The sequence below is a fragment of the Pseudomonas wadenswilerensis genome, assembly GCF_024749185.1.
In the GTDB taxonomy this organism is placed as follows: domain Bacteria; phylum Pseudomonadota; class Gammaproteobacteria; order Pseudomonadales; family Pseudomonadaceae; genus Aquipseudomonas; species Aquipseudomonas wadenswilerensis.
This window is the reverse complement of sequence record NZ_CP087191.1, coordinates 2,705,514-2,718,210: the sequence shown is the minus strand read 5'-3', so window position 1 is coordinate 2,718,210 and position 12,697 is coordinate 2,705,514. Positions and strand designations below refer to the sequence as shown.

The 12,697-nt window shown below is 63.9% G+C and carries 9 protein-coding genes and 1 pseudogene; 8 read left to right on the top strand and 2 right to left on the bottom strand.

The genetic code is table 11. From position 1 onward, the window contains the following. The first annotated feature begins 5 nt into the window (after positions 1 to 5). From LOY45_RS12530 to LOY45_RS12505, 6 genes and pseudogenes are all read left to right on the top strand, one after another. Positions 6 to 1,016 carry a polysaccharide deacetylase family protein gene (locus LOY45_RS12530; protein WP_115086514.1) on the top strand — a complete coding sequence of 337 codons (1,011 nt, stop codon included), beginning with the start codon at positions 6 to 8 and terminating at the stop codon, positions 1,014 to 1,016. Further along, entirely contained in the window at positions 1,013 to 2,317 is a 1,305-nt protein-coding gene (locus tag LOY45_RS12525; RefSeq protein ID WP_115086513.1) for a lipopolysaccharide biosynthesis protein, read from the top strand. Before LOY45_RS12530 ends, LOY45_RS12525 begins: the two co-directional genes overlap by 4 nt. Continuing rightward, the gene (locus LOY45_RS12520) at positions 2,314 to 4,233 is read left to right on the top strand and encodes a hypothetical protein (RefSeq protein ID WP_258579217.1); all 1,920 of its coding nucleotides are present in this window, start codon (positions 2,314 to 2,316) and stop codon (positions 4,231 to 4,233) included. The genes LOY45_RS12525 and LOY45_RS12520 overlap by 4 nt, the downstream gene beginning before the upstream one ends. 34 nt (positions 4,234 to 4,267) lie before the next feature. Further along, positions 4,268 to 4,957 carry a GNAT family N-acetyltransferase gene (locus LOY45_RS12515; protein WP_115086511.1) on the top strand — a complete coding sequence of 230 codons (690 nt, stop codon included), beginning with the start codon at positions 4,268 to 4,270 and terminating at the stop codon, positions 4,955 to 4,957. A 4-nt stretch (positions 4,958 to 4,961) separates the two neighbouring features. Then, on the top strand, positions 4,962 to 6,134 hold the full coding sequence (locus LOY45_RS12510; RefSeq protein ID WP_258579216.1) for a GNAT family N-acetyltransferase: 1,173 nt from the start codon (positions 4,962 to 4,964) through the stop codon (positions 6,132 to 6,134). After that, positions 6,106 to 6,893, top strand: a pseudogene (locus tag LOY45_RS12505) (carbohydrate deacetylase). Before LOY45_RS12510 ends, LOY45_RS12505 begins: the two are co-directional and overlap by 29 nt. 141 nt (positions 6,894 to 7,034) lie before the next feature. On the opposite strand, the gene LOY45_RS27000 reads toward LOY45_RS12505, so the two are convergent. Continuing rightward, positions 7,035 to 7,280, bottom strand: a complete 246-nt coding sequence (locus tag LOY45_RS27000; protein ID WP_420832716.1) for a DUF6124 family protein — start codon at positions 7,278 to 7,280, stop codon at positions 7,035 to 7,037. Between the two features lie 828 nt (positions 7,281 to 8,108). Beyond that, positions 8,109 to 10,349: a putative bifunctional diguanylate cyclase/phosphodiesterase gene (locus LOY45_RS12500; RefSeq protein WP_115086507.1), complete on the bottom strand. Its 2,241-nt coding sequence runs from the start codon at positions 10,347 to 10,349 to the stop codon at positions 8,109 to 8,111. 139 nt (positions 10,350 to 10,488) lie between these two features. On the opposite strand from LOY45_RS12500, the gene LOY45_RS12495 reads away from it, so the two are divergent. Together LOY45_RS12495 and LOY45_RS12490 are read left to right on the top strand one after the other, a co-directional pair. Continuing rightward, positions 10,489 to 12,108 (top strand): NADP-dependent glyceraldehyde-3-phosphate dehydrogenase, encoded by a 1,620-nt coding sequence (locus LOY45_RS12495; RefSeq protein WP_258579215.1) that lies wholly within the window; start codon positions 10,489 to 10,491, stop codon positions 12,106 to 12,108. A 108-nt stretch (positions 12,109 to 12,216) separates the two neighbouring features. Further along, on the top strand, positions 12,217 to 12,684 hold the full coding sequence (locus LOY45_RS12490) for a VOC family protein (protein ID WP_233673429.1): 468 nt from the start codon (positions 12,217 to 12,219) through the stop codon (positions 12,682 to 12,684). The last annotated feature ends 13 nt before the right edge of the window (positions 12,685 to 12,697 follow it).

Here is a 12,697-nt window from a genome sequence, read left to right as displayed (position 1 = left end):
CTGACATGCCGATAAAAACCAGTATCAAGCGTGCCAGCGGTTGGTTTTACCTCAACTCGCCCAAGGGTCGCAGCCAGTTGCGCGGCGCCGGCGTGATCCTCATGTTGCACCGGGTGCTGGCCGACGACAGCAGCGCCGCCCTGCCCCATCGCAACGAACTGTGCGTCGGCCCCCAGGCCTTCGAGCGTTTGCTGCGCTGGCTGCAACGCCACTTTGACTGCGTGCACCTGATGGACCTGCTGAAAACCCACGAGCAGCCGCGCAACGGCGGCCGGCCCAAGGTCGCCCTGACCTTCGACGACGGCTGGCGCGACAATGCCCTGAATGCCTTCCCGCTGCTGCAGCAATACCAGGTGCCGGCGAGCATCTTTTTGTCCACCGACTACATCGGCAGCCGCCAGCGCTTCTGGTGGGAAAGCCTGGGCGAAACCCTCTGGGGCAGCCACGGCGAAACATCGCGCCGGGCGTTGATCGAGCAATTGCGCAAGATCGGCCGGCCGCTGCCGGCCGCCTACTTCATGAGCGATCGGTCCCATGCCCGCAGCCAGGCCCTGGGCAAATACCTGCAAAGCCTGAAAACCCTGAGCCCCATGGCCCTGCATCACCTCACCGATGCCTGCCCGGCCGAATCCCTGCCCCAGGCCCTGGACTGGAACCAGGTGCGCCACCTGGAGAACTCCGGGCTGATCAGCTTCGGCCCCCACGGCGCCAGCCACGCGCTGCTGCCAGGCCTGGACGACCAGCGCCTGGAAGAAGAACTGAGCCGCAGCCACTACGCCCTGCAACAAGGCTGCAAACAACCGCTGCCGGTGTACTGCTACCCCAATGGCGACCACGATGCGCGGGTGCGCGAACGCCTGGCCGCGCACCGGTACCCGTTTGCCCTGAGCACCCGCGCCGGGATCTGCCAGGGCCATGACGACCCCCTGGCCCTGCCGCGCATCAGCGTCAGCCAGCGCACCGCCAGCCGGCCTTCCTTGCTGGCCTGGCGCATCAGCCGCGGGGGCCGCCCATGAGCCGCAGCCACTATGTTCGCCACCTGCTGCTGAGCATGGGCACGCGCCTGGCGATGATCGCCCTGCGGCTGATGCGCAACGTGCTGCTGGCGCGCATTCTCGGCCCTAGCGAGCGTGGCCTGTTCGCCCTGCTCAGCACCCTGCCCGACCTGATCAGCGCCGCCACCAGCGGTGGCCTCAATACAGCCGTCGGTTACCAGGCGGCCAAGCAGCGCAGCATGGGCCTGCTGCTCAGCCAGGTGCTGATCTACGGCTGCCTGGTGGCCGGCGCCCTGACCCTGATCTGTGTGGCCCTGGCCCGGGCGTTCGGCAACGAACTTGAAGTGACCACCCAGCTCGGCCTGCTGGCCTGGCTGTTGCTGCTGGCGGTGCCGCTGACGGTGCTGAAAAGCGGCCTGCTGACCCTGCACAACGCCACCGGCGGCGTTGGCGCCTTCAACGCCTTGCGCCTGACCGAGTCGCTGGTGCCGCTGCTGCTGTTTGTCGGGATGTTCTGGATGTGGCAGAACGCGGCGCTGGAAGCGGCGCTGATCAGCTGGCTGCTGGGCCTGAGCCTGGTGGTGCTGCTGGGCCTGTACTGGCTCGGCCGGCAACATGCAATCCGCCTGTGCTGGGACCGCAGCGGCCAGCGTGAGCTGCTGTCCTACAGTGCCAAGAGCCATCCGGACCTGTTGTTCCAGCAAGTGATCCTGCGTTCGGACTACCTGTTCATCAGCGCCATGCTCGGCAGTGCGGCGCTGGGCCATTACGCCATGGCCAGCGCTGCCGCCGAACTGTTGCTGATCGTCCCCGAAGCGGTGACCACGCCCTTGATGAAACGCCTGCTGCAGCAGGACGCCGGCATGGACAAACTGACCCCGCTGGCCCTGCGCCTGACCGCCACGGTGATGCTCGGCGCCTGCCTGAGCATGGCGCTGATCGGCGAGTGGCTGATCGTCACCCTGTTCGGCGCCGAATACCAGCCGGCCTACCCGGCCTTGCTGGCCTTGCTGCCCGGGCTGTTCGGCCTGTGCTACGCGAGCATCCTGCGCCTCGACCTGCTGGGCAAGAACCGCCCCGGCACGGTATCGCTGCTGATGGGCCTGGGCGCGGCATTGAACCTGGTGCTCAATGTGCTGCTGATTCCCGTCTACGGCATCGTCGGCGCCGCCATGGCCTCGTCCATTGCCTACCTGGCGGTGACCCTGGCGATGTTGCTGCTGTACTGCAAACTTAGCGGCGTGCCGTTCTGGCAAACCTTGCTGGTACTGCCCAGCGACCTGGCGCCCCTGCGGCAGATGCTGCAACGGCGGCCGGCATGAAACGCGCCGGCCTAGTGTTCGCCGCCCTGGTGCTCAGTGCCACGCTGCAGGCTGCGCCCTTGCAATGGGGCGACATTCGCGACGGCAGCCTGTACCTGCAGGCGGCCAAGGCCGACACCGTGACGGTCAGTTGGCAACCGGCCTGGCAGGCCGACGCCAACCCCGAACACATCTTCCTGCTCAATGGCCAGGGCCAGTTGCAGACCGATCGCCCGATCAAGGCCGATGAACCCCGTGGCCGGGTGCAGTGGCCACTGGCGGCGAGCAACAGCGACTACCAGCTGGAAATCCCCGGCTACAGCTTCCGCCGTTACCGCATCGAGCACGCCGACAGCACCCGCGCCCTGTTCGCCCCGGCCAAGGTGCATTTCAGCGCCGAGGTTGGGCCCAATGTCGAGCTGTACTTCAAAGTGCCCGCGGGCGAGAAAGCCAGCCTGGCCGGCAAGTACCACGGCGGCGTGCGCGGCCTGCAGGTGCAGCGCCTGGGCGATGCTCAACAGCTGAGCCTGGCGCTCAAGCCCTACCCCGCCTACTGGCAGTTCGATCGCCTGACGCTACCGCAGTCGAGTAAAGAGCAGACCTTCCGCCTGCAACTGCAAGGGCGCGGCAAGGTGGCGTTCTGGCTCGACGGCAGCGCCAACCTGTTCGCCCAGCAGCCCGGGCAACTGCGGCCGCTGCACAACAGCGACGGCAAGGTCGCGCTAACCCTCGGCCACACGGTGCTGGGCCGCACCCCGGACCTGGGCGTCAACCTGCCCTATGTGCTGCCGCCGCCGTCCAGCTACGCCGTGCTCGATGCACTGCAGCCGCAAGCCGCCGGCTACTACAGCTTTGCCGACCTACTCGCGCGCAAGCCGGGGTACGAAACCGCATTCCGCAGCTTTTACCAGCAACGCTACACCATCAAACAGGACATCACCCTGCTGGCCGGCACCGGCCGCGAATCGGTACTGGCCGCCGACCGCACCAGCCACGACGGCCTCGACGACTGGCTGAACACCACCCGTAAGCTGGGCGGCAGCACCCTGCACTACCTGGCCTTCGCCGACGAGCCCAACCTCAACTACAGCGACTACCCAAGCTTCAGCCGCTACTTCCAGGCCATGGCCGAGCGCGTGCAACGCAGCCCCGGCGCCCGCGAAGCCGGGGTGCGCATCGCCATGCCGGCCAGCTCCCGGCTGGTCAACGGCCCGTTGCACGGCAGCAGCGAAAAACGCATCGGCCTGGACTGGGCGCGGCGCCTGCTCAAGGAGCATGGCAGCCAGATCGACGCCCTGGCCTGGCACGAATGGATGGTCCGCGACCTGCTGGCCACCCGCAGCTACCGCGATTCGGTGCGCCAGGCGGCCAACCTGGTCGGCCTCAACGCCCAGGGCCGGCCGAACAAGGCCCTGCTGCTCGACCAGACCAACCTTTCCAGCGGTTCGAGCCTGAGCCCCTACGACCAGGAAACCCACTTCACCGCCCTGTGGTGGACCTCGGTGGTGATCAACGCCTCCCAGGACGGCCTGCTCGACATGCTCAACTGGTTCCACGTCGCCGACGAACCCGAGTGGCCCAAGGGCATGGTCCGGGTGCTCGGCGAGAACCGCTTTGAGCTCAAGCCGGTGGGCCTGGCCCAGCAGTTCATCCAGCAGCACTGGCTCGACCAGGTGCTGGCCCTGGACAACGACGCCTTCGAGGTCGACGCCCTGGCCATGGCCCGCGGCAAGCAGCGCAGCCTGCTGGGGGTGAACAAGGGCGAGCGCCTGCAGCAGGTAAGCCTGGCCACCGAGCAAGCCTGCCCGCAAGGCGCGCTGAGCTTCTTCGGCCCGGACAACAAGACCCGCAGCGCGCCGTTCGCCTGCGAGCAAGGCCGCATCCACTTTCAATTGCCGGGGCAAACCCTGTTCGCCCTGACCTGGAGCGCGTCATGAGCGCGCACCTCACCTGCTGGAAACAGGAGGCACCATGAGTGCTTTGAGCAAAATCCAGGACCGTATAAAGCGCAAAGGACTGCGCAATACCCTTAACGCCGGGGTCAAGCGTTACCTGTTCTACCACTGGGAACTGCTGTGGATGGAACGCGACCTGGTCAGCCCCGTGCCACCGCACAAACTCAGACCCTACCCGGCGCTGCGCATCGAAACCATCACCGTGCACAACGTGCGGGCCTTTGCCAAACACTTCGGCGACCGCATCGAGACCATGCGCGAACTGGCCGTCGAAGGCCACACCGGGTTGATGTTTCTCGATGACGCCGGCGACACCGTGGCCTTTATCTGGGGCAGCCAGCGCCATTACCACGACCGCCACTTCTACGGCTGCTGGTTCCCGGTGGAACCCGGGCAGTTTTTCGAATTTGGTGGCGAGCTGACGCGCAAATACTGGGGCACCCTGCTCTCGGTCGATTTGCAGCTGGAACTGTGGAAGGCCATGGCCGCCCAGGGTTGCGACACCGTGGTCGACGTGTGCGAGAGCCACAACATCCCGGCGCTGAAACTGCACCTGCGCATGGGCTATCAGGAACAGGGGCGGATCATGCACGTGTACTGCCTGTTCGGGCGCTGGAAGTTCTTCCGCGAAACGCGCTACAGCGAGTCGCGCCTGGAGCCCCTGCGCAAACCTGAAGCCAGCCCGGCCCCGGCCACGGTGACCTGAGCCCATGAGCCTTGAACTGCAGTGGTACCCGTCGTTGGCGGCGGCGGACTTCCCCGCCGCCGAGTACGAGCAGCTGCGCCAGCGACTGGCCGACAGCACACCGTTCAACCACCTGGGCTGGATGCAGGCGGCCGAAGCGGCGCTGGCAGTCGGGCAACAGTTGCAGGTACTGGTTGGCCGCGATCAGGGCCGGCTGTGCCTGTGCCTGCCGCTGATCCGCAGCAACGAGCGCTTCGGGCCACTGACGGTACCGGTGGTACGCCACCTGGGGTATCCGCTCAGTGACCGCATCGCCCTGCTCTGCGACCTGCCCGCCAAGGCTGCCGCGCCGGTGCTGCGGGCGATCCGCAAGCACCTGCCCCACGCCCTGCTGCAACTGGACGAAGTGCCCAACGGCGCGGCGGCCCAGACGCTGCTGCGCCGTTGGGCACGGCGCAGCTCCACCCATCAACAGCGCCTGAGCTGCCGGGTACCGGTGCACCGCATCGCCCCTGAAGACCGCCAGGAAATCAGCGGCGACCCGCGCTACAAACTGCGCCGCGCACGCAAGCGCATTGCCGCCTGCGGCGCCCAGGTACGCCGGGTGACGCCCGACGCCGAGACCATCAGCGCACTGCTCGATGCCGTCAGCGCCGTGGAACACATCAGCTGGAAAGGCGACGACGACGTCGGCATCTTTTCCGGGCGCCTGCGCCGTCAATGGATGTACCAGGCCTTCACCGCCCTGGCGGCCCAGGGCCTGGTGCGCGTGGTGCTGCTGGAGCTCGATGGCCGCTGCATCAGCTACCGCCTGGGCGTGTTCGAGCGCGGCCGGGTGTACGACTACAACCTCGCCTTCGTCCCCGCCCATGCCGAGCTTGGCAGTGGCCGCGTGCTGCTGGAGGAATGGATTCACTGGGGCCTGGACGAGGGTTGGGAATGGGTCGACGCCTCGCGGGTGAGCCTGAACAACTCCAGCCACCAACTGCACGAACGCATGACCGGCACCCTCGAACACCACCGCCAAAGCTTCTACAGCTGGCGCCCCAGCGGCCTGGCCCTGGGCCTGGCCTTGCGCCTGTGGCAACGCTTCAAGCCGCAGCTGCAGCGCCTGCGCCGCCCACCCTCGGTAACGACTGCCGAGCCCGACTCGCCACAGGAGAACCCGGATGCCCTCACAGGTCATAGTCAACGCTGACGACTTCGGCCTCAGCGCCCACACCAACGCCGTCATCCTGCATGCCTTCCAGGCCGGGCTGATCAGCTCGGCCACGGCCATGGCCAACATGCCGGCGTTCAGCGCGGCGTGCAGCCTGGCGCAGTTGCCGGCCTTGCGCGGGCGCATCGGCCTGCACTTCAACCTCACCTATGGCCGGCCGTTGAGCGAAGCCATCGCCAAGCAGCCACGCTTCTGCGCCGCCAATGGCGAGTTCGACCTGCGCCTGAAACAGCGCACCCTGCACCTGAGCCGGGCCGAGCGCGAAGCCGTCGAGCAGGAATTGCAGGCGCAGTGGCAGCACTGCCTGAACCAGGGCCTGACGCCCAGCCACCTGGACTCGCACCAGCATGTGCACAACATCTGGCCCATTGGCGTCATCGTCGCCCGGTTTGCGGCGCGTGAAGGCGTGGCGGTGAGGTTGGCGCGCAACCTTGGGCACAACATCGGGCCGCTGAAGCGGGTGTTCAAGACGTTGCTTAATCGACGGTTGAAGCAGTTGGCGGGGGCGACGGCGGATTATGTGTGTACGCCGGCGGATCTAAGGGCGGGGTTGGCGCCGGCTGAAGGATTGCTGGAGGTGGTGGCGCACCCGAGTGCGTTGGGCGGGCATGATTTTGGTGATGCGTATTTGGGGAGTGGGGAGTCGTTGAAGGCGTTGGTGGAGCAGCGGTTGGGGGGGTGCCGCGGGTTGGGTATAGTGTGCTTACTGTGGAAAGAAATATGCTGGCACCATCTTAGGATGCTTGAGTGTAAGCAGTCAGCGCATAGCCGTTGCGCTGACTGGGCTGTCGATTCCCCTGTCAATAGGTCCGGTTACTGAAAGCGAGTGATTTTATCCAATAGAGCAGGATCTAATTCGTACCCGCTTTCAGCTATGGCTCAGACCTGGAGCTGTCGAGCTTCGACTCCATCTAGCAAGGCGTCCATGAGCGCGCTGGCCATTTCAACAGAGTGCTGCGAAGACCATACAAAAGCACGCCCTGCCTCACCGGTATGCTGAGCAGCCTGCGAGATTGTCGCGCTTGCACATTTCAGGTAAAGGAGCGCATGAACTAATGCATCCTCTGCACACACACCAGCTCGAACATTGAAAATGTGGTGGATGATCTGGACAACTATTGACACTGGTTTCTATGGTTTCGACAAGATGAAGTGATGGTGGGTCGGGTACTGGCTTTTTCATCGATAGGCTCCTGGTTGAGTGGAGCTACCACGAACTCGTCGCCAAACGAGATTAGGTGGCAGCTGTACGCGGGTTGGCGAACCGGATCAACGCAGGAAACCCCGGCAGGGCCTAAGCCCTCCCGCGTACAGCCACCATAAAAGACATACGGGCATGAAAACGCCCGCCTTTCTTCAGGGACATATCTGCATATAGATCCCGGGTCGCCAAACCCGATCACCAAAAATTTAGTGACCGAGCGAGCCTAGTTTGAACATTTAGCCCAAGCAAGCGACTGAAGGCGACAGAGCGCGTAGGATAAATCCTAGGAACCATTTGAACTAGCTTAAAAAGGCTTGACGGGCGAATTTTCAAGTAAATCTAGGAAGTCCTCTATCTACTAACAGCAGTAACGCCGTCACCTGTGAGCACAGACATTTCAGCCAAATTAGGCGCCACGAAGCGAGTCAATGACGAACGAAAGCGTATCCGCCCAATTTTCTTAGGTAGAACTCTTGCAACCTAGCGAATTGCAACTCGGCTTCAACACGAAGAATCTCGACCTCTTGCTCAGAGAGCTTCCCTTTCGAATCGTTATATCTACATAAAGAACTTATAGCGCTTAGGCATAAGCCTTGGTCATTCAATATTTGAATCGCATCGTAAGAATTTAGGGTTGATGTTCCGTCGCGTCGCATTTTTTTACTCCACCCCAGTGGCATGTTCACCGAGTATAGGAAAAGCCAAGCGATCTGCTATCACATCTCAGCCGAAATTCGACAATCTTAAATTCACCGAGTCAAAATGCCTTTATCCGCTACTTTTGTTTCCAGCCAGCTGTCGAATTCAGCCACCGGCATCGGCCGGCCCATCCAGAAACCCTGGCCCTGGTCGCAGCCAGCGTTGCGCAAAAAGGCATATTGTTCGGCGGTCTCGATGCCTTCCGCGGTGATCTTGAAGCCCAGGGCATGGCCCAGGTCGATGATCGCGCGGGTAATCGCCGCGCCATCGTCGTCTTCGGGCAAATCCTTGATGAAGGCGCGGTCGATCTTCAGGTGGTCGATCGGCAGCATCTTCAGGTAGGCCAGTGACGAGTAACCGGTGCCGAAGTCGTCCACCGCCGTGGTCACGCCCAGCTCCTGCAACTGCGCCAGCACCGCACAGGCATGCTGCTGGCTTTCCATCAGCAGGCTTTCGGTAATTTCCACCTCCAGCAGGGTTGGCGCCAGGTCGTAGCGTTTGAGGCTGCGCTTGAGGCTGGCGACATAGTCGCTGCGCTCGATCTGCAGGGCCGCGACGTTGATTGCCACCGGCCCGGGCAGGCGCTCGGCGGCACGCCAGGCGGCGATCTGCGCGCAGGCCAGATCCAGCACCTTCTCCCCCAAGGGGATGATCAGCCCCGTGCGTTCGGCCAGGGGGATGAACTGCGCTGGCGATACCAGCCCGTGCTCTGGATCACGCCAGCGCAGCAGCGCTTCGGCGCCTTCGACGCGGCCGCTGAACAGGTCGATCTTGGGTTGGTACCAGAGCTCGAATTCGTTGTGCTTCAGCGCACGGCGCAGGTTGTGTTCCAGGTCCAGGCGCTGCTGCAGGCGCTGGGTCATCTCCGGCTGGTACAGGCGGTAGGCGTTGCGCCCGCTCTCCTTGGCCGCGTACATCGCGGTGTCGGCATGGCGCAGCAGGCGGTCGGCGCTCTGGCCGTGTTCCGGGCACCAGGCCAGGCCAATGCTGCCGGTGACCAGGGCAGCGTTGCCCTTGAGGTCGAAGGGCAACTGCAGGGTTTGCAGCAACGCCTGGATGCGCTCGATGCACCGGCCATCCGGCCCTTTGAAAACAAAGGCAAATTCATCGCCGCCCAGCCGGCACAGGCAATCCTGGGGTTCGATGATCTGCATGAAGCGCGCCGTGGCCTGCTGCAGCAGCAGGTCGCCCATGGCATGGCCGAGGCTGTCATTGACCTGCTTGAAGCCGTCGATATCCAGCACCAGCACCGCCAGGCGCTGGCCCTGGTTGATTTCATCGAGCAGTTGCTGATGAAAGCGCAGGCGGTTGGGCAAGCCGGTGATCGCATCGAAATGCGCCAGGCGCTCCAGTTGCGCCTGGGACAGCTTGAGTTCACGGTTACGCAGGTTGATCAGGTGGTTGCTGCGGTTGAGCTGGGCGACGAACACGCTGAACAGGCCGGTGCAGGTCAGGGCAAACAGGAACAACGGCGAGGCAAACAGGCTCATCGATGGCCAGCCGCCCAGGGGGCTGGCCGCCAGTTGCCAGAGCCCGCCGGGGACGTCGACGTTGACGGTGACCGGGTGCTGCTCGAACAGCTTCGGGTCGCCCCAGATCATGCCGCCGATCGAACCCTGGCCGTCGGCGCCGCGCAGGGCCAGCTCGAAGCCCGGGTCGAGGTCGAGCCCGGCGGTACTGAGCAAACGGTCGATATCGGCGACGATCGAGACATTGCCCCAGTACAGCTGCACGCCCTTGTGGCCCTTGAGGAACACCGGGCGCCGGTAGATCAGCCCGCGCCCGCCCTGGAACAGTTGCACCGGGCCGGCCAGCACCGGGCTGTAGTTGTCGCGGGCGCGCTGCAGCAGCGGGTATTGGTCCGGCAACTGACGGTAGTCCATGCCCAGCACGCTCTGGTTGCCGTGCAGCGGGTAGACGTCGGCGATCACATCGCCCGGGGCCAGGGAGATATGCCGGATGTGCGGCACCGAGGCGATGGCCTGGCGGGCCATGTCGTGAAAATGCTCGGGGCTGATTTCACCGTCGGCGCTCAGCAGTTGGGCAATGCCCTCGGTCTCACCGAACGCCGAGCGCAATTGCGCTTCGATACTGGCGCGCACACCGGACAGGCGCGCGCTGGCATTGGCGATCACTTCGGCTTCCTGGCGCTGCACGTCCAGACGCCCGAGCACCACCGACAGGCCGATACCGATCAGGGCAAAACCTACCGGCAGCAGGCGATTGAGGGTGGTGCGCAGGTTCTTTGGCAGGACCAGATTGTCATCAAGGGCGAGGGTTCTTGTGCTCATAGGTCCGTTATTCGCATCGGATTACTGCTTTATCGGCGCCTTGGGCGCAATGTTGAGCGAGGCTGGCTTTTTTTAGCGCCCTGGCGTTATGCTCGGACTGAAACGTTTCACCCATTACAGAAAAAGAGGTGCTGCGCCCATGGACCGTCTGCTCGATTCGCTGTTTCCCACTGCCAACGAGATCCCCGAGGCGTACCGCCTGGGTGAACCGCTGGTGCAACGCGAGTACCTGGTCAACGGCCAGTTGCAGCAATGGGACGGGCCCCTGGCCACGGTGCGCAGCCCGGTGTGGCTCAAGGAAGGTAACGAAGAGCGCCAGGTGACCCTCGGCAATACGCCGCTGCTGGACGCCGATACCGCCCTCACCGCCCTGGACGCCGCCGTACATGCCTACGACAAAGGCCGTGGCGCCTGGCCGACGATGCGGGTGGCCGAACGCATCCAGCATGTCGAGACCTTCCTGGGCAAGATGCGCGAACAGCGCGAGGCGGTGGTCAAGCTGCTGATGTGGGAAATCGGCAAGAACCTCAAGGATTCGGAAAAAGAGTTCGACCGCACCTGTGACTACATCGTCGACACCATCGGTGCGCTCAAGGAGCTGGACCGCCGTTCCAGCCGCTTCGAACTGGAGCAGGACACCCTCGGCCAGATCCGCCGCGCGCCGCTGGGCGTGGCCTTGTGCATGGGCCCCTACAACTACCCGCTGAACGAAACCTTCACCACCCTGATCCCGGCGCTGATCATGGGCAACACCGTGGTGTTCAAGCCGGCCAAGTTCGGCGTGCTGCTGATCCGTCCGCTGCTTGAGGCCTTTCGCGACAGTTTCCCGGCCGGGGTGATCAACGTCATCTATGGCCGTGGCCGCGAGACCGTCAGTGCGCTGATGGCCAGCGGCAAGATCGATGTGTTCGCCTTCATCGGCACCAACAAGGCCGCCAGCGACCTGAAAAAACTCCACCCGCGCCCGCACCGCCTGCGCGCCGCCCTCGGCCTGGATGCCAAGAACCCGGGGATCGTGCTGCCCGAGGTCGACCTCGACAACGCGGTGAACGAGGCGGTCACCGGCGCCCTGTCGTTCAACGGCCAGCGCTGCACGGCGCTGAAGATTCTCTTCGTCCATGAAGACGTGGTCGCAAGCTTTCTCGACAAGTTCCAGCGCAAGCTGGCCGCGCTCAAGCCGGGCATGCCCTGGGAGCCGGGCGTGGCCCTGACGCCGCTGCCGGAAGCGGGCAAGATCGACTACCTCAACGGCCTGGTGGCCGATGCCGTCGACAAGGGTGCACAAGTCATCAATGAAGGCGGTGGCGCCAGCCGTGGCTCGTTCTTCTACCCCGCCCTGCTGTACCCGGTGAATGCGCAGATGCGCGTGTACCATGAAGAGCAGTTCGGCCCGCTGGTGCCGGTGGTGCCTTATCGCGACCTGCAGACGGTGATCGACTATGTGCTCGATTCCGACTTCGGCCAGCAGCTGAGCATCTTCGGCAGCAACTCGGCTGAAGTCGGCATGCTGGTCGATACCTTCGCCAACCAGGTCGGCCGTATCAACCTCAATGCCCAGTGCCAGCGCGGCCCGGACACCTACCCGTTCAACGGGCGCAAGAACTCGGCCGAAGGCACCCTGTCGGTGCACGACGCACTGCGCGTGTTCTCCATTCGCACGCTGGTGGCGACCAGGTTCCAGGAGAGCAACAAGCAGCTGATCAGCGACATCATCCGCAACCGCGAGTCGAGCTTCCTGACCACCGATTACATTTTCTGACGACCTTCCGTCCAGCGCTGTGAATTTTGATTTGCCGAATCGCCGAAACTGTATAAACATACAGTTTCGCGCCATTCCCCTGCGGCGCTTTAAAGGAGGATCAATAAAATGGCAGTCAAACCAATCCCCGAAGGACAACACAGCATTACCCCCTACCTGGGCATCAAGGATGCCGCCAAGGCCATCGATTTCTACAAGAAGGCCTTCGGTGCGATCGAGATGTTCCGCCTCGACAGCCCCGACGGGCGCGTCGGCCATGCCGAGCTTAAGATCGGCGACTCCTCGCTGATGCTCGCCGACCCGTGCGAGCAGTCTGGCGGGCTGACCAGCAGCCAATCGCTCAATGGCACCGCCATCGGCCTGCACCTGTATGTCGAAAATGCCGATGCCACCTATGCCCAGGCCCTCGCCGCCGGTGCCACCCAGGTCACTGAAGTCAAAGACCAGTTCTACGGCGACCGTAGCGGCACCTTGAAAGACCCGTTCGGCAACCTGTGGTTCGTCTCCACCCACCAGGAAGACCTCTCCGTGGAAGAGATCCGCGCCCGCGCCGCCAAGCTGTTTGGCGGCCAGTAAGCAGCGCTTGGTT

Coding starts and splice junctions, on each gene's coding strand:
- LOY45_RS12530 (WP_115086514.1), top strand. CDS start 6: ATGCCGATAAAAACCAGTATCAAGCGTGCCAGCGGTTGGTTTTACCTC.
- LOY45_RS12525 (WP_115086513.1), top strand. CDS start 1,013: ATGAGCCGCAGCCACTATGTTCGCCACCTGCTGCTGAGCATGGGCACG.
- LOY45_RS12520 (WP_258579217.1), top strand. CDS start 2,314: ATGAAACGCGCCGGCCTAGTGTTCGCCGCCCTGGTGCTCAGTGCCACG.
- LOY45_RS12515 (WP_115086511.1), top strand. CDS start 4,268: ATGAGTGCTTTGAGCAAAATCCAGGACCGTATAAAGCGCAAAGGACTG.
- LOY45_RS12510 (WP_258579216.1), top strand. CDS start 4,962: ATGAGCCTTGAACTGCAGTGGTACCCGTCGTTGGCGGCGGCGGACTTC.
- LOY45_RS12500 (WP_115086507.1), bottom strand. CDS start 10,349: ATGAGCACAAGAACCCTCGCCCTTGATGACAATCTGGTCCTGCCAAAG.
- LOY45_RS12495 (WP_258579215.1), top strand. CDS start 10,489: ATGGACCGTCTGCTCGATTCGCTGTTTCCCACTGCCAACGAGATCCCC.
- LOY45_RS12490 (WP_233673429.1), top strand. CDS start 12,217: ATGGCAGTCAAACCAATCCCCGAAGGACAACACAGCATTACCCCCTAC.